General features: G+C 66.9%; 24 protein-coding genes and 1 tRNA gene. 16 read left to right on the forward strand and 9 right to left on the reverse strand.

The window, feature by feature from the left end; genetic code table 11:
• Positions 1-8 precede the first annotated feature (8 nt).
• The 3 genes from F573_RS0107470 to F573_RS0107480 all read left to right on the forward strand — a co-directional run bounded on the left by F573_RS0107470 (position 9) and on the right by F573_RS0107480 (position 2323).
• On the forward strand, positions 9-851 hold the full coding sequence (locus tag F573_RS0107470) for a CsgG/HfaB family protein (RefSeq protein ID WP_018869411.1): 843 nt from the start codon (positions 9-11) through the stop codon (positions 849-851).
• 288 nt (positions 852-1139) lie between these two features.
• Complete coding sequence (locus F573_RS0107475; protein ID WP_231384398.1) at positions 1140-1865, forward strand: hypothetical protein; 726 nt, start codon at positions 1140-1142, stop codon at positions 1863-1865.
• A 176-nt stretch (positions 1866-2041) separates the two neighbouring features.
• Positions 2042-2323 (forward strand): hypothetical protein, encoded by a 282-nt coding sequence (locus F573_RS0107480; protein WP_019022057.1) that lies wholly within the window; start codon positions 2042-2044, stop codon positions 2321-2323.
• A gap of 104 nt (positions 2324-2427) precedes the next feature.
• Here the strand turns inward: F573_RS0107480 and F573_RS0107485 are convergent, their stop codons facing one another.
• The 5 genes from F573_RS0107485 to uvrB form a co-directional block, all read right to left on the reverse strand.
• Positions 2428-3180: an S-methyl-5'-thioinosine phosphorylase gene (locus tag F573_RS0107485; protein ID WP_019022058.1), complete on the reverse strand. Its 753-nt coding sequence runs from the start codon at positions 3178-3180 to the stop codon at positions 2428-2430.
• A 12-nt stretch (positions 3181-3192) separates the two neighbouring features.
• Complete coding sequence (locus F573_RS0107490) at positions 3193-3744, reverse strand: hypoxanthine-guanine phosphoribosyltransferase (protein ID WP_018869415.1); 552 nt, start codon at positions 3742-3744, stop codon at positions 3193-3195.
• 131 nt (positions 3745-3875) lie between these two features.
• Positions 3876-4244 (reverse strand): DsrE/DsrF/DrsH-like family protein, encoded by a 369-nt coding sequence (locus tag F573_RS0107495; RefSeq protein ID WP_018869416.1) that lies wholly within the window; start codon positions 4242-4244, stop codon positions 3876-3878.
• A 69-nt stretch (positions 4245-4313) separates the two neighbouring features.
• On the reverse strand, positions 4314-5417 hold the full coding sequence (gene nagZ / locus F573_RS0107500) for a beta-N-acetylhexosaminidase (protein WP_019022059.1): 1104 nt from the start codon (positions 5415-5417) through the stop codon (positions 4314-4316).
• Positions 5418-5457: 40 nt separating this feature from the next.
• Positions 5458-7539 carry an excinuclease ABC subunit UvrB gene (gene uvrB, locus F573_RS0107505; protein ID WP_051075377.1) on the reverse strand — a complete coding sequence of 694 codons (2082 nt, stop codon included), beginning with the start codon at positions 7537-7539 and terminating at the stop codon, positions 5458-5460.
• 62 nt (positions 7540-7601) lie between these two features.
• On the opposite strand from uvrB, the gene F573_RS0107510 reads away from it, so the two are divergent.
• From F573_RS0107510 to F573_RS0107575, 13 genes are all read left to right on the forward strand, one after another.
• Entirely contained in the window at positions 7602-8792 is a 1191-nt protein-coding gene (locus F573_RS0107510) for a pyridoxal phosphate-dependent aminotransferase (RefSeq protein WP_019022061.1), read from the forward strand.
• A 36-nt stretch (positions 8793-8828) separates the two neighbouring features.
• Positions 8829-8904 (forward strand) — tRNA-Asn (locus tag F573_RS0107515).
• 410 nt (positions 8905-9314) lie between these two features.
• On the forward strand, positions 9315-9845 hold the full coding sequence (locus F573_RS0107525) for a Na+/H+ antiporter subunit E (protein ID WP_019022063.1): 531 nt from the start codon (positions 9315-9317) through the stop codon (positions 9843-9845).
• Complete coding sequence (locus F573_RS0107530) at positions 9838-10125, forward strand: monovalent cation/H+ antiporter complex subunit F (RefSeq protein WP_019022064.1); 288 nt, start codon at positions 9838-9840, stop codon at positions 10123-10125. Before F573_RS0107525 ends, F573_RS0107530 begins: the two co-directional genes overlap by 8 nt.
• A complete protein-coding gene (gene mnhG / locus F573_RS0107535; protein ID WP_019022065.1) occupies positions 10122-10421 on the forward strand; it encodes a monovalent cation/H(+) antiporter subunit G in 300 nt (99 codons plus the stop codon). Before F573_RS0107530 ends, mnhG begins: the two co-directional genes overlap by 4 nt.
• Positions 10422-11366, forward strand: a complete 945-nt coding sequence (locus tag F573_RS0107540) for a hydrogenase subunit MbhD domain-containing protein (protein ID WP_019022066.1) — start codon at positions 10422-10424, stop codon at positions 11364-11366.
• Positions 11363-11665 (forward strand): NADH-quinone oxidoreductase subunit K, encoded by a 303-nt coding sequence (locus F573_RS0107545; RefSeq protein ID WP_019022067.1) that lies wholly within the window; start codon positions 11363-11365, stop codon positions 11663-11665. Before F573_RS0107540 ends, F573_RS0107545 begins: the two co-directional genes overlap by 4 nt.
• Entirely contained in the window at positions 11662-13134 is a 1473-nt protein-coding gene (locus F573_RS0107550; protein WP_019022068.1) for a complex I subunit 5 family protein, read from the forward strand. The genes F573_RS0107545 and F573_RS0107550 overlap by 4 nt, the downstream gene beginning before the upstream one ends.
• Positions 13131-14963: a complex I subunit 5 family protein gene (locus tag F573_RS0107555; protein ID WP_019022069.1), complete on the forward strand. Its 1833-nt coding sequence runs from the start codon at positions 13131-13133 to the stop codon at positions 14961-14963. Before F573_RS0107550 ends, F573_RS0107555 begins: the two co-directional genes overlap by 4 nt.
• Positions 14960-15640, forward strand: coding sequence for a class II aldolase/adducin family protein (locus F573_RS0107560; RefSeq protein ID WP_019589991.1), 681 nt, complete (start codon positions 14960-14962; stop codon positions 15638-15640). The genes F573_RS0107555 and F573_RS0107560 overlap by 4 nt, the downstream gene beginning before the upstream one ends.
• Positions 15641-15713: 73 nt before the next feature.
• The gene (hspQ, locus tag F573_RS0107565; protein ID WP_018869428.1) at positions 15714-16034 is read left to right on the forward strand and encodes a heat shock protein HspQ; all 321 of its coding nucleotides are present in this window, start codon (positions 15714-15716) and stop codon (positions 16032-16034) included.
• Between the two features lie 7 nt (positions 16035-16041).
• Positions 16042-17727, forward strand: coding sequence for a dihydroxy-acid dehydratase (ilvD, locus tag F573_RS0107570; protein WP_019022071.1), 1686 nt, complete (start codon positions 16042-16044; stop codon positions 17725-17727).
• A gap of 22 nt (positions 17728-17749) precedes the next feature.
• Complete coding sequence (locus tag F573_RS0107575) at positions 17750-18436, forward strand: rhomboid family intramembrane serine protease (protein ID WP_018869430.1); 687 nt, start codon at positions 17750-17752, stop codon at positions 18434-18436.
• A gap of 18 nt (positions 18437-18454) precedes the next feature.
• On the opposite strand, the gene galU is transcribed toward F573_RS0107575, so the two are convergent.
• The 4 genes from galU to F573_RS0107595 all read right to left on the reverse strand — a co-directional run bounded on the left by galU (position 18455) and on the right by F573_RS0107595 (position 21734).
• Complete coding sequence (gene galU, locus F573_RS0107580) at positions 18455-19342, reverse strand: UTP--glucose-1-phosphate uridylyltransferase GalU (protein ID WP_019022072.1); 888 nt, start codon at positions 19340-19342, stop codon at positions 18455-18457.
• Positions 19343-19401: 59 nt separating this feature from the next.
• Positions 19402-19644, reverse strand: a complete 243-nt coding sequence (locus F573_RS0107585) for a helix-hairpin-helix domain-containing protein (protein ID WP_051075378.1) — start codon at positions 19642-19644, stop codon at positions 19402-19404.
• A gap of 122 nt (positions 19645-19766) precedes the next feature.
• Positions 19767-20507 carry an orotidine-5'-phosphate decarboxylase gene (pyrF, locus tag F573_RS0107590; RefSeq protein ID WP_019022074.1) on the reverse strand — a complete coding sequence of 247 codons (741 nt, stop codon included), beginning with the start codon at positions 20505-20507 and terminating at the stop codon, positions 19767-19769.
• Complete coding sequence (locus F573_RS0107595; RefSeq protein ID WP_019022075.1) at positions 20508-21734, reverse strand: tetratricopeptide repeat protein; 1227 nt, start codon at positions 21732-21734, stop codon at positions 20508-20510.
• Positions 21735-21737: the final 3 nt, after the last annotated feature.

Here is a 21737-nt window from a genome sequence, read left to right on the forward strand (position 1 = left end):
AGATGGTCATGAAACAGCTTTCGCGTATCGGCGTCATGCTGGGCGCAGCCCTGATCCTCTCGGGGTGTGCCTCGTTTGCTGCGCAGCCAGGCAACCTGGAGGGGACCGAGGCGACCCTGATGCCCCGGGCCGGAACCTACTTCGATCTCCTGGAATTGCCCCGACCAGCGGCTCCCGTGGACGCGGCTGTCTATGACTTCCGCGACCAGACCGGCCAGTACCGGCCGGCACCGGCGAGCACGTTTTCCACGGCGGTGACTCAGGGTGGTAGTGCCATGCTCAGTGCGGCCCTGGCCGAATCGGGCTGGTTTCGGCCTCTGGAGCGCGAAGGTCTGCAGAACCTGCTGACCGAACGGCGCATCATTCGCGCCAATCTGGAACGGATCGGCCAGGAAGACAGCCTCGATAACCTGCGTGCCGCGCGAATCGTGTTCGAGGGCGGGATCATTGCCTACGATTCCAACCTGCGCACCGGGGGTGCCGGTCTTGAATATTACGGTGTGGGGGCGTCCGGTGAGTTCAAGTCGGATCAGGTCACGGTCAACCTGCGGGCCGTGGACGTAGCCACCGGTGATGTCCTCCTGAATGTCAATGCCAGCAAGACAATCTACTCTCAGGAGATCCGTGCCGGGGTTTTCCGGTTCATTGATTTTCGCCGATTGCTGGACGCCGAAATCGGGTATACCCGCAACGAGCCGGTACAGCTGGCTGTGATGTCGGCCATCGAGTCCGCGGTCCTCCATCTGATTACTCAGGGCGTGGACAAGGGCCTGTGGAATGTTGATGATCCGACGGACATGGAGCACCCCGTGTTTCAGGCTTACCGCTCGCACCAGGTTCCCATAATGTAAAAGAAGGGTCGGGTAAAAGAAGGTTGGATCGAGAGCAGGGCGGGCCTCTTACGGGGGGTCCGCTTTTTTGATTCAGGTGCATGAAGAAAGTACTAAAAAGTTCACCTCGACAATCATCCATCCGGCTGATTCCCGGGGGTTATAGGGGCGTGCAGAATCCAGGGTGAAGGCGGAAAGAAACGGTTCCACCTTCAGGGGATTCCTTCCGGCGAGGGGAGACCCGATGACTCAACTGCGTGTTCCAAACTCAACCCTCAGGGGGTAGTCGTTATGAAATTCAAATATTCCATGATTGCGATCGCGATGGGCGCTCTGTTTTCCGGTTCCGCCATGGCGGCCAACAACGATTCCACGATTGACCAGGCGGGCATGTTCAACAATGCCGACGTTTCTCAGATCGGATATTCCAACATGTCCGACATTGACCAGGAAGGCATGAAGAACAGTGCCAGCGCCTTCCAGAAAGGCTGGGGCAACCGTGCCACCCAGGAGCAGACCGGTATCCGCAACTCCAGCGATGTCCGTCAGGAGGGTGTCAAGAACCGTGCGGACGTCGAACAGGACGGTTACCGTCTGTCTTCCGAAGTGGATCAGCGTGGCAACTATAACCGCGCCGATGTCTCGCAGTCCGGCCAGAAGAACCATTCGGAAGTGACTCAGCGTGGCAACCTCAACAAGGCCAACGTCGAGCAGTCCGGGCGCTTCAATCAGTCGGACATCTCCCAGCACGGAGAATGGAACCGTGCGGACACCTACCAGAGCGGCTTGGGTAACCGGGCCAAGGTGTCGCAGAACGGAACCAAGAATTTCTCCGATATCGAACAGACCGGCTACAACGACCGGGCCAACGTGAAGCAGACCGGCTTGGGCCATCGCTCCTACGTGACCCAGACGCTGGGCGGCTGGGGCAGCATTGCCAGCAACCACGCGACCGTTCAGCAGGTCGGTCATAGCAACGTGTCGACGGTCAACCAGGCGGGTGGCGGTAACATGGCCAACGTCTTCCAGAACTGATCGAAGAACGGACTTGTCCGGCCCCGGTTTCTCGGGGTCGGATTTTTCCTTCCCGCAAGGGGTGGTGGTTCATGAATCGATGCCGGGTGTTACGGGTCCCGCGGAATGGAGGCGCTGGCGGGTGGAAGGCCGGATTGGCGGCCGCAACGTTGCTGATAACTGGGGGCGTCAGTGCCATGGGCACAACAACCGATACCCGGATCGCGCTGAGTGCGCAGGGTCCGGAAAGCACCGGATATTCCATCGAGTGCGCGGTCATGGAAGACGGCGAGCTGCATCAGATGGAGTTCGAAGGCGAAGTCCCGCTGACCATTGAATTCAAGGGCGATTCCGTCGACTGCCGAGTGGTCCAGACCCACGGCAACGGGGTGCTCGAGATCATGCTGAAGAAGAACGGCAACGTGACACGCTCACGCAGCCAGGGACCCAACAGCACGATGAATATCCGGATACGCTGACGATGGGAGATGATCCATGACGTCGCATAATGGATATTATGTTAAATTAGGTAATGGACCTGGAAAGGCCCTGGATTGCAGGCCTCTCCTTCACTCACTTCCACTCACTTCAGGGTTGCAATGACCCGGGCCAGGAGCTGCTTGACCTGCTCCATGCCGGTTTCCAGATTACGGCCGATTTCGTCCATCGTGATCTCGCCGCCGCTGCGCCCTGCGGCACGGTTGGCAATCACCGCACACGCTGCATAGCTCAGGCCCAGCTCCCGCGCCAGGGCCGTTTCCGGCATGCCGGTCATGCCCACCAGGTCGCAGCCGTCGCGCTCCATGCGATCGATCTCCGCGGCGGTTTCCAGGCGCGGACCCTGGGTGGCGCCATAGGTCCCCTGCTCGCAGATTTGCAGGTCCAGTTCACGGGCCGCCTCCAGGAGCCTCCGGCGCACTTCGGGACAGTACGGCCAGGTCATGTCCACGTGGGTCACTTCATCGAGATGGCCACCTTCGAAATAAGTGTTCGCACGCGACCAGGTGTAATCGATGATCTGGTCCGGAATCGCGAGTCGCCCGGGCTGCATGCACTCGCTGATGCCGCCGACCGCGGCCACCGCGATCGCCGTCTCCACGCCCGTGTTATGCAGCGCCCAGATGTTGGCGCGATAGTTCACCTGGTGCGGCGGGATGGTGTGTCGCGCCCCGTGGCGCGGGAGAAAGACCGTTTCGATGCCGTTCAGCCGCCCGAACACCAGGGGTCCGGAGGGTTCGCCGTACGGCGTATGCATGACCCGGCGGTGGGTGATCTCCAGGTCCTTCAGTCGGGTCAGTCCGGTGCCGCCAATGATGGCCAGTCGGGGTGCGGTCATGGCACGCGTCCTTCAGTGATCGGCCACGGCAAAGATGCCGGGCGCGTTGCGCAGGTAATCCTGATAATCCATGCCGTAACCGAACAGATACCGGTTCGGTGCTTCCAGTGCGGCATGGTCGACGGTGATCGAGGGGTCGCGCTCGGGGTTGGCCTTGTCCACCAGCACGATGGTCACCACGCGACGGGCGCCCTGCTCCTGGCAGAAGCTCTGGATACCGGCCAGGGTGATGCCGCCGTCGAGGATGTCGTCGACGATGACGACGGTGCGTCCCTGCATGGACTGGTGCGGGAGGGACAGCCAGTGCAGTTGTTCTTCGCCGCGGGTGGCCCCGCGATAGCGGGTGGCGTGCAGGTAGTCCACCTGCATCGGGAAGGACCAGCGTGTGAGCAGGCCGCCCAGCAGCACGACCCCGCCGTTCATCACGCCCAGCACCAGCGGATTCTCGTCCGCCAGTTCTCTTGCGGTGCGTTCGGCCAGGCGGTCAATGGCGGTTTCCACCGCGTCGCGGCTGTAGAGGCAGTCGGCGTCGCGCAGCGTGGCTCGTGCCTGTTCGGGATTCATGCGGGCCCCCGGGGTTCATCTGGGGCCGGGGCTGTGAGCCCGGCCTGGCGGCGCGGCGAATGCCCCGCCCCGAAACAGAACCGGCCGGCACAGGGGCCGGCCGGTCGTTCGACGGATTCCGTCGCTTCGCCTCAGTAGGTGAAGGTGACGGTGTCGTCGTCCATCGCCTCGGAGATCACGTAGGCACCGCCCACGGTCTCGTCCACTTCGTCGATCAGGTCGTTGCCCCACAGGTCCAGCGTCGGGGTGCAGACCTTCATCACGACGCCGGCTTCGTGGGCATCCTTGATGAAGTCGTAGACGCTCTTGCTGCTGCCTTCCTGCACGAACAGGTTTTCCGCCACGCCCTTCTTGGCCAGTTCACCGGCCCGGCCGGTCATCACGACTTCGACGTCGTATTCCATGGCGGCGGCCACGGTCGCCTGGAAAAACGGGGCGCCGAGTTCGGACGGATTGTTCGGGTCGGTGTTGACCATGACGATCATGAGCTTATCGGCCATGACGATTCTCCATCATTGTGGGATTGGTTAACTATATTATTAGCAGCTCAGTGTCGAACCGGTGGCGCATTATAGGCGGGTCGGAAGCGCGGCGCCAACGGTGCTTGCGGCACAAGGTCGCGAAGGGGGGCATGCCCCGCCACTGCCCGCCTTCAGCCAGGCGTGCAACTGGGCCTGCAATGCCGTGCGATGTTGCACATCGTCCGCCACCGCGCGTGCGTGCATGCGCCGGAGGCGAGCCCGGGTATCGGCGTCCTGGCGGTGGTCGGCGAGGTGATCGAGGATGACGTCCGCCTGCTCCGGCCGATTGCAGATCAGGATCATGTCGCAGCCGGCCTCCAGTGCCGCGTCGGCCCGCTCCGCGGGCGAACCCATCTGTTCGGCACCGGCCATGGCCAGGTCGTCGGAAAAGATCGCGCCCTGAAAACCGATCCGGCCGCGCAGGATGTCCTGCAGCCAGATGCGCGAGAATCCGGCCGGGCGGGCGTCGACCTCGAGGTACACCACGTGGGCCGGCATCATGCCCTCAAGGTGGCCGGCCAGCGGCCGGAACGCCTCGATGTCGCTGGCCTCGATCTCGGCCAGCGGGCGCGGGTCCTCCGGCACCGCGACATGCGAGTCGGCCGCCACTGCCCCGTGTCCGGGAAAGTGCTTGCCCACCGAGGCCATGCCGGCCACCGTCAGGCCGCGCACGAACGCAAGCCCCAGATCGGCGATCACCGCGGGATCATGATGGAACGCCCGATCGCCAATCACCTCGCTGATCTCGAGATCGCGGTCGAGGACCGGCGCGAAACTGAAGTCGATCCCCACCGCCTGCAGCTCCAGCGCCAGCAGCTCGCCCGCCCCGCGCGCCAGCTCGCGTGCCCGCGCCGGCACCTGATCGTGCAGGTGGCCGAGACTGCGCATCGGCGGGAAGCGGGTGAAGCCCTCGCGCAGACGCTGCACCCGCCCTCCTTCCTGGTCCACCGCGATCAGCAGTTCCGGGCGCAGGCGGCGCATGTCTGCGGTCAGGGCTTCGACCTGTTCCGGGCCGTGTACGTTGCGGTCGAACAGGATCACCCCGCCGGTCGCGGGGTGCTGCAGGCGTTCGCGGTCTTCCGCCTTCAGTTCGGGGCCGGACACGTCGAGCATGACCGGACCGGGCGGACGGGGATCGGGCTGGTAGCGCATGAAGGGGGCAGTCCCTTGTCAGACGGGTGTCAGAGGCGCGTCAGGATAGCGAAGCCTCGGGCAGAAAGGCGAGCGCCTTGAGCTTCTCGATACGGTCGCGCAGACGCGCCGCCTCCTCGAATTCCAGGTCGCGCGCCTTCTGGAACATCTCCTGTTCCAGGCGCTCGATCTCGCGCGCCGCATTCTGTGGCGCGTCGACGTAGTCGGCGGCCTCCTCGGCCACCTTCTTGTCCGCGCCCTTGCGCTCACCGGACTTGCGCCGGGTGCCGGGCGCGGCCTGCCCGGCCTCGAGGATGTCCGCCACGCTTTTGTGGATGCCCTCGGGGGTGATCCCGTGGGCCTCGTTGTGCTCGATCTGGCGGGCGCGGCGACGTTCGGTCTCGTCGATCGCGCGGCGCATCGAGCCGGTGATGGTGTCCGCGTACAGGATGGCCTTGCCGCGCACGTTGCGCGCCGCGCGGCCGATCGTCTGGATCAGCGAGCGGTCGGAACGCAGGAAGCCCTCCTTGTCGGCGTCGAAGATCGCCACCAGCGAGACCTCGGGCATGTCCAGGCCCTCGCGCAGCAGGTTGATCCCCACCAGCACGTCGAATTCGCCCAGACGCAGGTCGCGGATGATCTCCATGCGCTCGACCGTGTCGATGTCCGAGTGCAGGTAGCGCACCCGCACGCCGTGCTCCGACAGGTAGTCGGTCAGGTCCTCGGCCATGCGCTTGGTCAGCGTGGTGATCAGGGTCCGTTCGTCGCGCTCCACCCGGTCGCGGATCTCGGACAGGCAGTCGTCCACCTGGGAAGCCACCGGACGCACCTCCAGTTCCGGGTCCAGCAGCCCGGTGGGCCGCACCACCTGGTCGATGATGGCGCCGGCATGTTCGCGCTCGTACGGCCCCGGCGTGGCCGAGACGTGGATGGTCTGCGGCATCAGCTTCTCGAATTCCTCGAAGCGCAGCGGGCGGTTGTCCAGCGCCGACGGCAGACGGAAGCCGTACTCCACCAGGGTCTCCTTGCGCGAACGGTCGCCCTTGAACATCCCACCCACCTGCGGCACGGACACGTGGGATTCGTCGATCACCAGCAACGCATCCTCCGGCAGGTAGTCGAAAAACGTCGGCGGTGGTTCGCCCGGCGCACGTCCGGAAAGATAGCGCGAGTAGTTTTCAATCCCGTTGCAGTAGCCGATCTCCAGGATCATCTCCAGATCGAACTGGGTGCGCTGCTCCAGCCGCTGCGCCTCCACCAGGCGGTTCTCCTGGCGCAGGAGGTCCAGCCGTTCCTTCAGCTCGTCGCGGATCTGGTCCACCGCCTCCAGCAGGGTCTCGCGCGGGGTCACGTAGTGGGTCTTGGGATAGATCGTCAGGCGCGGCACCGTGTTCAGCACCTCGCCGGTCAGCGGGTCGAAATACGACAGCCGCTCGATCTCGTCGTCGAACAGCTCGACGCGCACGGCCTCCCGCTCGGATTCCGCCGGATGGATGTCGATCACCTCGCCGCGCACCCGGTAGGTCGCGCGGCGCAGCTCGGTATCGTTGCGGGTGTACTGCAGCTCCGCCAGGCGGCGCAGCAGATCGCGCTGGTCGATGCGCTCGCCCCGCTTGAGGTGCAGCACCATCGACAGATACTTGCGCGGATCGCCCAGACCGTAGATCGCCGAGACCGAAGCGACGATGATCGCATCGCGCCGCTCCAGCAGTGCACGCGTGGCCGAAAGGCGCATCTGCTCGATATGGTCGTTGATCGACGCGTCCTTCTCGATATACGTATCCGAGGACGGGACATAGGCCTCCGGCTGGTAGTAGTCGTAATACGAAACGAAATACTCCACCGCGTTATTGGGGAAGAACTCCTTGAACTCGCCGTAGAGCTGCGCGGCCAGTGTTTTGTTGGGCGCCAGCACGATCGTCGGGCGCTGCAGGTTCTCCACCACGTTGGCGATGGTGAAGGTCTTGCCCGAACCCGTCACACCCAGCAGGACCTGGTGCGCCAGGCCGTCCTCGATGCCCCGGGTCAGTTCGCGAATGGCCTGGGGCTGGTCCCCCGCCGGCTGGTATTTCGACACCACCCGGAACGTTCCGTCTTCATGTTCCGCCAACCGCTTATCCTCCGCGTCTGATTTCAGTATCATTTCGGGCCGCGAGCCGGCCGGCCACTCCGCCTGCTCGACCCCATCCACATCGAGGCAGTCCCTTGGAAATCCAGCTATCCGACCGCGTGCAGAGCATCCAGCCCTCCCCCACCCTGGCCGTGACGGCCCTGGCCGCCCGGCTGCGTGCCGAAGGCCGCGACATCGTGGGGCTGGGGGCCGGCGAGCCGGACTTCGATACGCCGGAGCATATCAAGCAGGCGGCGATTGATGCGCTTGCCCGCGGTGAGACCAAGTACACCGCGGTCGACGGCACGGCCGGTCTGAAGGACGCCATCATCCGCAAGTTTGAACGTGATAACGAGCTCACGTTCACTCCCGGGCAAATCCTGGTCTCCTCCGGCGGCAAGCAGAGCATCTTCAACCTGTGCCAGGCCCTGCTCAATCCGGGTGACGAAGTGATCGTGCCGGCCCCCTACTGGGTCTCCTACCCCGACATCGCGATGCTGGCCGGCGCACGGCCCGTCATCGTGAGCGCCTCGCAGGAACAGGGCTTCAAGCTCCGCCCCGAGGCCCTCGAAGAGGCCATCAGCGAACGCACCCGGCTGATCTTCCTCAACAGCCCCTCCAACCCCACCGGCGCGGCCTACTCACGCGGTGAACTGGAGGCTCTGGCCGAGGTCCTGCGGCGCCATCCGCAGATCGTCATCGCCACCGACGACATGTACGAACACATCCGCTTCGGCGAGACCGAGTTCGTCAACATCGTCAATGCCGCGCCGGATCTCGTCGAACGCAGCGTAGTGCTCAACGGAGTGTCCAAGGCCTACGCCATGACCGGCTGGCGCATCGGCTACGCCGGGGGGCCGGCCGACCTGATCGGCGCGATGAAGAAGATCCAGTCGCAGAGCACCTCCAACCCGACCTCCATCGCCCAGGCGGCCGCCGAAGCCGCCCTCAACGGCGACCAGACCTGCGTACGCCAGATGTGCTCGGCGTTCGCCCAGCGCGCGCGGCACGTGGTGGGCGGCCTCAACGCCATCGACGGCATCGAATGCCGCATGCCCGACGGTACCTTCTACTGCTTCCCGCGGGTCACCGGCCTGATGGAACGTGCCGGGGTCGACAGCGACGTAGCTCTGGGCGAGCGGCTGCTGGACGAGGCCGGCGTGGCCCTGGTTCCGGGCAGCGCGTTCGGCGCCCCGGGGCATCTGCGCGTGTCCTTCGCCACCAGCCTGGAGATGCTGGACAAGGCACTGGAACGCCTGCGCGAGTTCGCCTCCCGAAACGCTTGACGGACCCCGGATCGGGCTATACGATACGCGGCTAATTCCCCGGTAGCTCAGTCGGTAGAGCGGGTGACTGTTAATCACTAGGTCGGCGGTTCGAGCCCGTCCCGGGGAGCCAGATAAAATAACGACTCAGGCCAGCCTTCGGGTTGGCCTTTTTCGTTTGTGTACCCGGATTTGTACCACTTCGCGAGTCGTGTACAGGAGCGTGTACCAACGGTCGCTCTGCGGGTTACCAACGCCATCGCGGACACGGACGATGTTCCGAGCCCAAAAAAACCGCCGTAGCGGGGACGAAGGGTATCGGCGTTGGTGTGGTTCCAATGGGTCAATTCCAGGTTGACTCGCTGGTCTTGTCCCGCAGCGCGAACCCCACGCCCTGCATCCGCCCGAGCACCACGATATCGACCCCGATTCCACCCCGCCACGACCGGGCCACCAGGGCATGATGGTCTCCGCCCGCTGGCACGATGCGGCCCGGGTGGGGGAAACTGTCGGGCACTGGCGACTGTGGTGCGGGGATGAAGCATGGACGGATCCGGCGGCGAACTGCGGGGAAACCGCGCGGGTGTGGCCCGGACGCGCTGGTCGGGTCGCATGCTGCGCGTGGCGGCCTACGCCGGGATCTGGTGGATCCTGACCGAAGGCGACCCGGGCGCCTGGTGGTGGGGCCTGCCGGCGATCCTGGCGGCAGCGTGGTTCAATCCCTTCGCGCCGGGATGGACGGGTGGCTGGCGTATCCGCGGGATTATCACCTTCGTGCCGGTGTTTCTGTTCTTTTCGCTGCGCAGCGCGCTGGATGTGGCCTGGCGCGCGGTGCATCCGCGTTGCCCGCTGGAACCGGCCCTGCTGGATTATCCCTGGGCGCTGCCGGCGGGGACCCCGCGCCTGATGTTCGCCAATCTGGTCAATCTGATGCCCGGGACCCTGTGCGTGCGCATCTCGGAACAGGCGATTACGCTGCACGTGCTGGCCCGTCCCGGCCGTACTCAGGACACCCTGGAGCGTCTGGAGGGGCATGTGATGAACATGTTTCAGCCGGAATCGCCCAATGACTGATCTGTTCCCGTTCCTGGTGATCCTGCTGATGCTCAACATCGTGGTGGGGCTGATGCGGGTGCTGCGCGGGCCAACGGCCGCCGACCGCATGCTGGCCGCGGAGATGTTCGCGACCTCGGCCATTGCCATCGCGCTGCTGATGGCGGTGCTGACGCAGCGCGAGGCCCTGGTGGATCTGGCGCTGGTGTTCGCGCTGCTGTCGGCGCTGGCGGTGGTCACGTTCGTGAACCGAGCCTGGTCCGGCCGCGCCCGTTCCAGCGACGGGGGGGACCGGCCGTGAGCCTGACGGGCGTGATCGGGGGAATCCTGACGGTGGGCGGTGTGCTGTTCCTGCTGCTGGGCACGCTGGGGCTGCTGCGTTTCCCGGATGTGTATACCCGCCTGCATGCCCAGCCCAAGGCCGACAACATCGGCCTGGGCATGATCTGCCTGGGGCTGGGGGTATATTCGGGGAGTCTTGCAGTGACCCTGAAACTGCTGCTGGTGTGGCTGCTGATGCTGGTCGCCACGGCGGTGGGGGCGGGCCTGATCGCGCGCGCCGCCCTGCGCCGTGGAATCCGCCCGTGGGGGCTGTGAATGGGCGCCCTGGGTCTGGCATTCGACGGGGTTCTGGCCACGGCCCTGCTGTGGACCGCCTGGCAGGCGATCCACGCGGCTGGACTGTTCCGCGCGGTGGTCAGTTTCATGGTGTTCGGGCTGCTGATGGCGCTGGCGTGGGTGCGTCTGGAGGCGCCGGACATCGCTCTGGCCGAGGCGGCGATCGGCGCTGGCATTACCGGTGCGCTACTGCTGTCCGCGCTGGGGCGGCTGGACTGGGAGTCGGGGCGCGCGTCGGATGTGTGTCTGCGCGGGCGCGACCGGGCGTTCTGGCTGCCGATAGGCCTGTTGTTGCTGGCCGGTCTGGGCGGGGCGGCGTGGCTGCTCCCGGCCCCGGGACTGGGCGAACCGGTGGCCGCGGAACTCGGGCGCTCCGGGGTGGAAAACTCGGTCACCGCGGTCCTGCTCAATTTTCGCGCCTTCGACACCCTGCTGGAGATTGCCATTCTGCTGCTGGGCGTGGTCGTGCTGTGGTCGCTGGGTCCTACTCCCTGGCCTTCTTCGCCCGAACTGGTGTCGCCCGCCCTGCCCGCTCTGGGCCGCGTGCTGTTCCCGGCCTTCGTGCTGGTTTCGGCCTATCTGCTGTGGCGCGGCAGTCATGCGCCCGGGGGTGCCTTCCCGGCAGGTGCGGTGATGGGCGCCGGTGGCGTGCTGATGCTGCTGGCCGGCGCCCGCCCCTGGCTGTCGGGTGATGTCTACGGCCCGTGGCGCTGGGCGCTCGCGCTGGGGATGACCGCGATGCTGGGGGTGGCCTTCGCGGTGATGGTCGGGGGTCACGGGTTCTTCGAGTACCCGGTCGAGCTGGCCGGGCCGCTGATCCTGCTGCTGGAGCTGGCCGCGGGGCTGTCGATCGCGCTGCTGCTGTTTGCGCTGTATCTGGGCGGTGAACCCCCGGCCGACTGGGACACCCGGAGGCCGGCATGATCCTGTATCTGCTGCTGGCCGTCGCGCTGCTGATCATCGGCCTGCACGGGCTGTTCGTCTGTGCGCAGCTGATGCGCAAGATCCTCGCGCTGAATGTCCTGACCACCGCGGTCTTCCTGCTCCTGGTGGCGCTGGCGCATGCCGCCGAGGTGCTGGACCCCGTGCCCCACGCCATGGTGCTGACGGGCATCGTGGTGACGGTGTCGACCACGGCGGTGGCACTGGGGCTGATGGTCCGCCTGCTGGAGCGCCGTGGCGGGCCGGTGAGTGGCCACGACCGGGACTCGCGCAACCCGTGAACACCACGCTGGCCACGGCCGTGGTGGTGGGGCTGCCGCTGATGGCCGCGGCCGTCGCGTTCGCACATCCGCGCCGGGGCCGCATGGCGACGCTGGGGACCGGGCTGCTGCTGTTGCCGGTACTGGCCGTTCTGGTCCTCGAAAACCTGCGCACCGGCCCCTGGCGCCAGGATCTGGGGGGCTGGGCCGCGCCATTGGGAATCGGCTGGCAGATCGATGCCCTCGCCCTGACCCTGCTTGTTCTGACCACTATGGTCGCGCTGGCCGCGGCGATCTATCGCCTTGCCGAGCGCCGTCTGGTGCCGGACAGTCGCCAGAGACGTTATTTCTGGCCGTTGTGGCTGTTCCTGTGGGGCGGGCTCAATGCCTTGTTCCTGTCTGCCGATCTGTTCAATCTCTACGTGATCCTGGAGATGGTGGCCCTCGCCGCGGTGGCGCTGATCGCCGCCGCCGGCGGGCCGGCGCTGGCCGCGGCATGGCGCTACTTCCTCGCAACGCTGCTGGGTTCCACGCTGTATCTTCTGGGTGTCGCTCTGCTCTACGGCCAGTACGGCGCACTGGACATCGCCCTGCTGACCGGCCGGGCCGCGGAGGAACCCGTCACCCTGGCGGCCGCGGTGATGATCACTCTGGGTCTGTTGCTGAAGGGGGCGATCTTCCCGCTGCACTTCTGGCTGCCCCCGGCCCATGGCCGGGCCCATGCGGCGGTCAGTGCGGTGCTTTCCGCTGTGGTGGTGACCGCGGCGTTCTATCTGCTGGTGCGTCTGTGGTTCGGCCCGTTTGGCGGGATGCTTCCGGGGCTGCCGGCACAGCTGCTGGGCCTGCTGGGGGCGGCGGCGGTCATCTGGGGCGGTGTGCTGGCCATGCTCCAGCGCCACCTGAAGATGGTGATCGCGTATTCGACCGTCTCGCAGCTGGGCTTCGGCCTGCTGGTGTTCCCGCTGGCGGCCGCCGGGGCCCTGCCCGGCCAGGCCCATGCGGGCATGCTGATGCTGTTGCTGGCCCACGGCCTGGCCAAGGGCAGCCTGTTCCTGGCGGCGGGCTGCCTGGCGTGGCAATGGGGCAGCGACCATCTGCGCCGCATCGGCCCGCCGATGGCCGGTGGCAGCCTGCTGGCCTGGATCGCGATCGCGCTGGCGGCGGCGAGTCTGGTGGGTCTGCCGCCAAGCGGAGGCTTCGTCGCCAAGTGGTGGCTGCTGGAGTCGGCGCTGGCCGCGCGCGCCTGGCCCTGGGCGGCGGTGATCGTGCTCGGGACGTTCATCACCGCCGGATACCTGTGGCGCATCCTGCGGGATCCGTTGCGGTTGGGAAGCGATGACGCGGCCGCGGCGCCCGCGCAGGGGCCACCGCTGCCCATTCCGCTCGCCATGCCCCGGGCCGCACTGCTGCTGGCCCTGGCGGCGATCGCAAGCGGCCTGTTCGCCACGGCGCTGCGCTCGGCCTTTGCGGCCGGGGGGCTGGCCGGATGAACGCCACGCAGCTCGCACTGCTGCTGGCCGTGCTGGCGCCATGGCTGGCCCTGACCGCGCTCGCGCTCCCCGCCCTGCGTCGCCGGGCCACCATCCTGCTGCCGCTGGCGGCCCTGCCGGCGCTCTTGCTGGCCCTGGCAGGCCCCGACCCCGATGCCGGGATCGTGCTGCCCGGGCTGCTGGATCAGGCCCGTCTGGCGCTGGATGGCACGGCCCGCGCCTTTCTGTTGCCCGGCGCCCTGTTGTGGCTGCTCGCCGGGGCGTACGCCCATCGACACCCGCTGACACACCCGCTGCGGTTTGCCGTGTTCTGGCTGCTGACCCTGGCCGGCTACCTGCTGCTGGTGCTGGCGGCGGATCTGCTCACCTTTTATGCCGGCTTCGCGCTGATGACCTTCGCGGCCTACGGTCTGGTCACCCACGCCGGGTCCGCGACCGCCCTGAGGGCCGGGCGGCTCTACCTCGGACTGATGCTGATCGGCGAGGTCGCGCTGTTCACGGCGGTGGCCTGGACCACCATGCTCGCCGGTCCTGGCCATTCGCCGGATCTCGCCGGGCTGGGTGCGGAGATGGAACCGGCCGCCGCCCTGCTGTTCGCGATCGGCTTCGGCCTGAAGCTCGGCGCGCCGGGGCTGCATGCCTGGCTGCCCCGGGCCCACGCGGTGGCCCCGGTGCCGGCCAGCGCGGTGCTGAGCGGGGTAATGATCAAGGTCGGCGCCCTGGGGGCATGGCGACTGCTGGAAGGCGGTCTTGAGATCCCCGGGCACGGCGACCTGATCCTGACCGCGCTGGGCCTCACGGGCACCTTTTATGCCGTGGCCGCGGGTCTGCGCCAGTCCGAACCCAAGACCATCCTCGCCTGGTCCAGCGTCAGTCAGATGGGCCTGGTGGTCGCCCTGCTCGGCATGGGCGCGGCCGGGACGTCGCCGGGAGCGCCACCGGCGGCGGTCTGGGCGGGCCTGGCGGTGATGCTCGCTCATCACGGCCTGGCCAAGGGGGCGCTGTTCCTCGGGACCGGGCTGCTGGCGACGGCGGCGGATCGCTTCACCCGGAGGACGATACTGCTCGGTCTGGCGCTGGCCGGGGCCGCGCTCGCGGCCGCCCCGCTCTCCGGCGGCGCCCTGGCCAAGGCCGCCCTTACAAACGGAATGCCCGGCTGGCTGGCGGGGCTGACCGGCACCGCCACCGCCCTGCTGATGCTGCATTTCCTGCGGCACACGGCCAGCGACACCCCGGAGTCCGACTTGAAGCCGACGACCGGCGCCGCCGTTGGCATCAGGGGCATGACACCCTGGTTGCTGACCCTCGTTGCGGGGCTGCTGTTGCCCTGGTGGTTAGCGGATACCTCCCTGCGCGAATACGCCCTCACTGCATCGGCCATCGGGGACGGCGTCTGGCCGCTGTTGCTCGCCGGGATCCTGGCAGGCGGGGCATGGTGGCAGCGATCCCGATGGCCCGGGATCGGCCGGGTCGCGGCGCGGCCCCCCGAACCCGACCGAAGCGCCCCGCGCACCCTGCCCGGCATGGCCCGGCTGGCCCACTGGTGGACCCTGACGGAACGCCAGCTCCATCGCTGGCCGGTCATCGGGCGCGTGGCCACCACCATGATCCTGCTGCTGGCGCTCGCGCTGGCCTTTTCGGCGACTCCGGCGCTGTTCGCCTGCAAGCAGGCTCCTGCAGATGCGGGAGCAGGTGTGGGAGCGGCCATGGCCGCGAACGGACGGGTGCTTGTCCGGGACGAACTCCCCGGAACCCTTGCGGCCGGATGCCCCGAGCGCGGCCGTCAGGCAGAATGCGCGGGACGATTCCGGACGAAGGCAGGCGCATGAACGAGCAACAGTTGCGCGAGGCGGTGATCGACACGGCGCTGGAGACCAACCGGCGCGGACTCAATCAGGGGACCTCGGGCAATGTCAGCGTCCGCTGTGGCGACGGCCTGCTGATCACCCCTTCCGGCGTGGCCTACGAGGACCTGGCGCCGGAGGATCTGGTGTACATGGATGCCGACGGACACTGGCCGGCGCACCAGAAGCCTTCCAGCGAATGGCACTTCCACCGCGCGATCCTGCAGCAACGCGAAGACATCCATGCAGTGGTGCACGTGCATTCGGTCTACGCCAGCGTGGTCGCGATCCAGCAGCGCGACATCCCGCCGCTGCATTACATGATCGCGGCCGCCGGCGGCGATTCCATCCGCTGTGCCCCGTATGCCACCTTCGGGACACCGGAACTCTCGCGACATGCGCTTGCCGCACTGGAGGACCGCTACGCCTGTCTGCTGGCGAATCACGGGATGATCGCCACCGGCCCGGACCTCGCACGCGCGCTGTGGCTCACCGAGGAGGTCGAACTGCTGGCGCAACAGTACGTGCTGAGCCTGTCCATCGGTGGCCCCGCCCTGCTGGATGCCGCGGAAATGCAGCGCGTGCGGGAGGCCTTCAAGCAGTACGGCCCGCGGCGGGAGGCGACCCCGAGCGGATCCGGACAGGAACCGGACGAACCCTGAGACGGCGTGACGCGCCCCGGGCTCGCCCGGTCTATTCTTTCGTTTTCACCCCTGCGAGCAGAGAGATTGCACCATGGCCAGCGGCACCCGTTTTTCGGTGGGCGAGATCGTCCATCACCTCAAGTATGATTACCGCGGCGTCATCGTGGATGTCGACCCGGTCTACAACGGCTCGGACGAATGGTACGAGACGGTCGCGAAGAGCCGGCCGCCCAAGGACCAGCCGTGGTACCACGTGCTGGTGGATGGCTACACCCACAGCACCTATGTGGCCGAGCGTCATCTGGAAAGCGACACCTCGGGCGAACAGATCGATCACCCGGACCTGGGCAAGTTCTTCGACCGTTTCATGAACGGGCGTTACAGTCGCGAAAACCAGACCCGGACACACTGAGGACACCATGAGCCAGGACAACCGCCGCTCGCGCGTGGTCACCGAAGGGCCACGCCGCACACCCAATCGCGCCATGCTGCGCGCCGTCGGGTTCGGAGACGACGACTTCCAGCGTCCCATCGTCGGGATCGCCAACGCGCACAGTACGATTACCCCCTGCAACACGGGGATCGGCGCGCTTGCCGAACGCGCGGAACGAGCGGTGCGTCAGGCCGGCGGCATGCCCCAGACCTTCGGCACCATCACCATCTCCGACGGCATCTCCATGGGCACACCGGGGATGAAATACTCGCTGGTCTCGCGCGAGGTGATCGCCGACGCGATCGAAACCGTGGTCAACGGGCAGAGCATGGACGGGGTGCTGGCCACCGGGGGATGTGACAAGAACATGCCCGGGGCGATGATCGCGCTCGCCCGCCTCAACGTGCCGGCCATCTTCGTCTATGGCGGCACCATCAAGCCCGGCCATTACAAGGGCCAGGAACTGACCATTGTCAGTGCCTTCGAGGCCGTGGGACAGCACGGCGCCGGTCGGCTGTCCGACGAGGACCTGCAGGGGGTGGAGCGCAACGCCTGTCCCGGCGCGGGTTCCTGCGGGGGCATGTACACCGCGAATACCATGTCCTCAGCCTTTGAGGCGCTGGGGATGAGCCTGCCGGGATCCTCGACCCAGGCCGCCGAGGATCCGGAAAAAGGCGAGTCCGCGGCGCGCTCCGGCGAGGTCCTGCTGGAGGCGATCCATGCCGATCGCAAGCCGCGCGACATCCTCACCCGGCCGGCCTTCGAGAATGCCCTCGCGGTGGTCATGGCCCTGGGCGGATCCACCAACGCGGTGCTGCACCTGCTGGCGATCGCGCATGCCGCCGAGGTGCCCCTGGATCTGGACGATGTCGAACGGATTCGCCGCCGCACCCCGGTCCTGTGCGATCTCAAGCCCTCCGGGCGTTACGTGACCACGGCCTTCCATCAGGCCGGCGGCACCCCGCTGGTGATGCGCCTGCTGCTGGACGCCGGCCTCCTGCACGGGGAGTGCCTGACGATCACCGGCGAGACCCTGGCGGAAACCCTTCGCGATGCGCCCGCCGCCCCGCCGGCGGAGGCCGCAGACATGGTTCGCACCCCGGCCGACCCGCTCTATCCACAGGGCCACCTGGCGATCCTCAAGGGCAGTCTGGCCCCCGAGGGGGGCGTGGCCAAGGTGACCGGCCTCAAGCGGCGCAGTATTCGCGGACCCGCCCGCGTCTTCGACTCCGAGGAGGCCTGCCTGGATGCGATTCTCGCCGGATCGATCCGCGAAGGGGACGTGATCGTCATTCGTTATGAAGGTCCGCGCGGCGGGCCCGGGATGCGCGAGATGCTGGCCCCCACCGCGGCGCTGATCGGTGCCGGTCTGGGAGATGCGGTGGGCCTCGTCACTGACGGGCGATTCTCCGGTGGCACCTACGGCATGGTCGTGGGTCATGTCGCGCCCGAGGCGGCCGCGGGTGGCCCGATTGCCCTGGTGAAAGAAGGTGACACGATCGTGATCGATGCCGACCACAACCAGCTGGATCTCGAGATTGCCTCCGAGGAACTGGAACGTCGGCGGGCGGCCTGGCATGCCCCGGAGCCCCCGGTGGCCCGCGGCGTGCTTGCCAAATACGCGCGCACGGTGGGCTCGGCCAGCCGCGGCGCCGTGACCGACGACTTCTGAGCCGGACCGGCGCACCCTCCGCATGACCCATCCTGATCCGCGCTCGCCGCGCTTCAGCATGATGCCTCCGGTGATCGGTTTCCTGCTGGTCACCAACGTCCTGCTGTTCCTGGCCATGCCCGCGCTGGGCAACTGGCTGATGGCCCATTTCGCCCTGTGGCCGATCGGCACCCCGTCCACCATCATGCAGGACGGCTCGATGATGCGCGTGCCGGATTTCCAGCTCTGGCAGCTGGTGACCTATGGCTTCCTGCATGGCGGGCCGCTGCACCTGTTCGTCAACATGTTCGTGGTATGGATGCTGGGCGTTCAGGTCGAGAATTCATGGGGTTCGCGCATGTTCGCGACCTATTTTCTGATCTGTGTGATCGGGGCCGGTCTGGTGCAGCTGGTGGTCACTGCAGGGGGCAACGGTGATGCCATCTACCCCACCGTGGGGGCCTCCGGCGGGGTGTTCGGGGTGCTGCTGGCATTCGGGATGATGTTCCCCAACCAGCGCCTGTTCCTGATCTTCCTGCCGATTCCGATCAAGGCCAAGTACTTCGTGATCGGTTACGGCATCCTCGAGCTCTATCTGGGGGTATCCGGGACCATGTCGGGGATCGCCCATTTCGCGCATCTGGGCGGCATGGTGGTGGGGCTGCTGATGATCCAGTACTGGCGCGGGCGGTTGCCGGTTCGGCCCCGGCATCGGCGGCTTTGGTGGTGAGCGCCGGGCCCGGACGCGTCAGCTGTCCGTCCGCGTGCGCAGGTATTCGCGGAAATCGTCCTTGAGTTCGGGGTGGTCGAGGGCGAACTCGACCGTGGCCTCGAGATAGCCCAGCTTGCTACCGCAGTCGAAACGCCGCCCGGAGAACTCCCAGGCCGTCACGCGTTCCTCCTCGCGCAGGCGATCGATGGCATCGGTCAGCTGGATCTCGCCGCCGGCCCCGGGTTCCTGCCGTTCCAGCAGATCGAAGATCCGCGGCGTCAGCACATAGCGCCCGACCACGGCTACGTTCGACGGTGCAAAGGCCGGATCGGGCTTTTCCACGATGCCCTTCACGTCCCAGCTGCGGGGACCGGTGCGTTCCGGATCGATGATGCCGTACTGATGGGTTCGGTCTTCGGGCACCTCTTCTACCCCCAGCACGCTGCAGCCATGGCCGTTGTACTGCTCCACCATCTGTGCGGTGGCCCCGCCATCCACGGCCTCGATCAGGTCATCCGCGAGGATCACGGCGAACGGTTCCTCCCGCACCACGGGGCGCGCACAGGCGACCGCATGCCCCAGCCCCAGGGCTTCGGCCTGGCGCAGGTACACGCAGGTGACGTTCGATGGGACGATGTTGCGGATGCGTTCGAGGAGCTCGGTCTTGCCCCGCTCCTCCAGCTCGTTCTCCAGCTCGTAGGCCTTGTCGAAATGATCGGGGATGGCGCGCTTGTTGCGTCCGGTGACGAACACCAGGGTGTCGATCCCCGCCGCGACGGCCTCTTCGGCGGCATACTGGATCAGTGGCTTGTCCACTACCGGGAGCATTTCCTTGGGGTTGGCCTTGGTCGCCGGCAGAAAGCGCGTCCCCATGCCGGCCACGGGAAAGACCGCGGTACGGATTCGTTTGCTCTTTTCGGTCATGTGCCCTCCGGGCTGCGGGGCATGGCCGCACAATGGCGGTCATGCCCCGGCCGCTCTCCCTATTCCAGTTCAATCCGATCCAGATTCATTTCCACCGTCCGTTCGCCAATGCCGGACACCTCGGTCAGGGCCTGCACGGATTCGAAATCCCCGTGTTCTTCCCGATGTTCGAGGATGGCACGCGCCGTGACCTCACCGACATTGCTCAGGGTGACCAGCTCCTCCAGCGGTGCCGAATTGACGTTGACGGGCACCTGTTCGCCGGCAGTGACCGCCGAGCCGAGGCTCAGCCCCAGCGCCATGGCGGGCAGCAACACCCGGGCGGAACGGAACATGGATACAGTACGGGTCATGGTGAACCTCCTTGTTTTTTCAATGGTGGCGAGCGCCATCTCCCGTGCGCTCACCATGGATCCTAGCCCGATCACTGCGTCGGGGAAACCCCCTGCATGCGTCCCGCGATCGTCCGCATCGCCGCGGCGGGATCCTGCGCACGGGTGATCGGCCGGCCCACCACAATGGCACTGGCGCCGGCCTCCAGGGCCCGTTCCGGCGTCATTACCCGTTTCTGGTCGTCGTCCCCGGCCGTTTCCAGGCGAATCCCGGGCGTCACCAGCCTGGGTGCCGCCCCCAGCTCCTCGCGCAGCATCGCCGCTTCGCGTGCTGAACAGACCAGCCCGTCCAGCCCCGCCTGCTCCACCGCCAGGCGCCCCAGGCGCATGACCTGGCCATCCGGGGTGTCGTGCACGCCGGTCTCCTCCAGGGTCGCCCGGTCACTGGAGGTCAGCACCGTTACGGCCAGCAGGGCCGTCCGTTCATTGACCTCGCGGACCGCGTCACGGGCCGCCCGCATCATCGCCAGGCCGCCGGAAGCGTGCAGGTTCACCAGCCACACATCCATGCGGGCCGCCGCGCGACAGGCGGCGGCAACCGTGTTGGGGATGTCGTGAAACTTGAGGTCCAGGAAAACCCGGAAGCCGAGCGCGTGCAGGCGTTCGACCAGGTCCGGTCCGGCGACCACGAACAGCTCGAAACCCACCTTCAGCGCACACTGGTGCGGGTCCAGGCCGCGGGCAAAGCCCAGCGCCTCGTCGCCGGAGGCGAAGTCCAGGGCGACGATCAGCCGCGGCTCCTGGAGGTTCGGGGTTTCCGTTACCGGGTCCATTCAGTGGTTCTCCTCGCGAATCAGCGCCGCTTCGGCGTCTTCAGTGTTCTGATCGATATCGAAATCCAGCCCCCGCAGGGTGTCCCAGCGCCGGCAGCTGGGGCATTGCCAGACATGGCCGCGGCCCTGGTAGCCGCAGTTGGTGCATTGATACAGGTGCTGACTGCGCAGCTGGTCCGACAACGCCTTCTCGAAGGCCGTAAACTCGCTTACGTAGCTCTGCACCGCGGGCAGCACCTTCATCCAGCGCACCGCCTCCAGCAGCCCCGAGGTGGGTACCGGGCGCTGGGCCAGGATGACCCCCAGCTCGTGCAGCGCCCGGTCCATGCGTCCGGTCCGTCGATACAGCCGCATCAGCGCGATCCGCGCCATGGTCACGCCGCGGGTCTCGGCGAGGTCGGTCAGTACTTGTTCCAGCGCCGCCAGACGATGCTCGCCCGGCAGGGCCTGATGCAGCTGCTCCAGCCGCGGGACCAGCAACGGTGCCAGCCGCGGCGTGCGGGCCACTGCATCACTGCCGTAATCGATGGCCTCGCGAATGCGTCCCTCGCGTTCGGCGATTTCCGATTTCAGCAGCAGGGCCCGCGACAGACCCGGTACCAGGGCTTCGGCCTGGCCTGCCCGCTCGGAGGCCTCGGCCAGGTCATTGCGTTCCAGCGCCTCGCTCGCCAGTTCGCAATGGTAATGCGCAACCCGCAGGGGTTCCTGTGGCGAGCCCTCGGCGCGCAGCCGGTTGCCGACCTCGATCGCCTTGTCCCACTCGCGCTGCGTCTCGTACACGTGCCGCAGGCCTTCCAGTGCCTCGGAGGCCTGGTTCGGCGAATTCATCAATTCGCGGAACACCCCCTCGGCCCGATCGAGCACCCCCGCCAGCAGGAAGTCCTGGCCCAGTTCGCACAGCGCCTGTGCCCGCTGGGCATCGGTCAGCGCCGGGCGCGCCACCAGGTTCTGGTGAATGCGGATCGCGCGGTCCACCTCGCCCCGCCGCCGGAACAGGCGCCCCAGGATCACATGGGTTTCAAAGGTTTCATGGTCGACCTCGACCATCTCGATGAAGGTCTGCAGGGCGTCGTCGGTACGATCGTCCAGCAGGTATCGTACGCCCTGGAGATAGCGGTCCAGCGCGGGATCGCGGGTTTCTTCCTCCTCGGGAACCCCTCGGCGCGCGGCCCACCAGCCACTGGCGGCGGCAACCGGCAACAGCAGCCAGAACCAGTCCTCAATCATTCC

Origin of the sequence: Thioalkalivibrio sp. ALE23, from assembly GCF_000378545.1 — a bacterium.
Classification (GTDB): domain Bacteria; phylum Pseudomonadota; class Gammaproteobacteria; order Ectothiorhodospirales; family Ectothiorhodospiraceae; genus Thioalkalivibrio.

Coding starts and splice junctions, on each gene's coding strand:
- F573_RS0107470 (WP_018869411.1), top strand. CDS start 9: ATGAAACAGCTTTCGCGTATCGGCGTCATGCTGGGCGCAGCCCTGATC.
- F573_RS0107475 (WP_231384398.1), top strand. CDS start 1,140: ATGATTGCGATCGCGATGGGCGCTCTGTTTTCCGGTTCCGCCATGGCG.
- F573_RS0107480 (WP_019022057.1), top strand. CDS start 2,042: ATGGGCACAACAACCGATACCCGGATCGCGCTGAGTGCGCAGGGTCCG.
- F573_RS0107485 (WP_019022058.1), bottom strand. CDS start 3,180: ATGACCGCACCCCGACTGGCCATCATTGGCGGCACCGGACTGACCCGA.
- F573_RS0107490 (WP_018869415.1), bottom strand. CDS start 3,744: ATGAATCCCGAACAGGCACGAGCCACGCTGCGCGACGCCGACTGCCTC.
- F573_RS0107495 (WP_018869416.1), bottom strand. CDS start 4,244: ATGGCCGATAAGCTCATGATCGTCATGGTCAACACCGACCCGAACAAT.
- nagZ (WP_019022059.1), bottom strand. CDS start 5,417: ATGCGCTACCAGCCCGATCCCCGTCCGCCCGGTCCGGTCATGCTCGAC.
- uvrB (WP_051075377.1), bottom strand. CDS start 7,539: ATGATACTGAAATCAGACGCGGAGGATAAGCGGTTGGCGGAACATGAA.
- F573_RS0107525 (WP_019022063.1), top strand. CDS start 9,315: ATGGACGGATCCGGCGGCGAACTGCGGGGAAACCGCGCGGGTGTGGCC.
- F573_RS0107530 (WP_019022064.1), top strand. CDS start 9,838: ATGACTGATCTGTTCCCGTTCCTGGTGATCCTGCTGATGCTCAACATC.
- F573_RS0107540 (WP_019022066.1), top strand. CDS start 10,422: ATGGGCGCCCTGGGTCTGGCATTCGACGGGGTTCTGGCCACGGCCCTG.
- F573_RS0107545 (WP_019022067.1), top strand. CDS start 11,363: ATGATCCTGTATCTGCTGCTGGCCGTCGCGCTGCTGATCATCGGCCTG.
- F573_RS0107555 (WP_019022069.1), top strand. CDS start 13,131: ATGAACGCCACGCAGCTCGCACTGCTGCTGGCCGTGCTGGCGCCATGG.
- F573_RS0107560 (WP_019589991.1), top strand. CDS start 14,960: ATGAACGAGCAACAGTTGCGCGAGGCGGTGATCGACACGGCGCTGGAG.
- hspQ (WP_018869428.1), top strand. CDS start 15,714: ATGGCCAGCGGCACCCGTTTTTCGGTGGGCGAGATCGTCCATCACCTC.
- ilvD (WP_019022071.1), top strand. CDS start 16,042: ATGAGCCAGGACAACCGCCGCTCGCGCGTGGTCACCGAAGGGCCACGC.
- F573_RS0107575 (WP_018869430.1), top strand. CDS start 17,750: ATGACCCATCCTGATCCGCGCTCGCCGCGCTTCAGCATGATGCCTCCG.
- galU (WP_019022072.1), bottom strand. CDS start 19,342: ATGACCGAAAAGAGCAAACGAATCCGTACCGCGGTCTTTCCCGTGGCC.
- F573_RS0107585 (WP_051075378.1), bottom strand. CDS start 19,644: ATGGCGCTGGGGCTGAGCCTCGGCTCGGCGGTCACTGCCGGCGAACAG.
- pyrF (WP_019022074.1), bottom strand. CDS start 20,507: ATGGACCCGGTAACGGAAACCCCGAACCTCCAGGAGCCGCGGCTGATC.
- F573_RS0107595 (WP_019022075.1), bottom strand. CDS start 21,734: ATGATTGAGGACTGGTTCTGGCTGCTGTTGCCGGTTGCCGCCGCCAGT.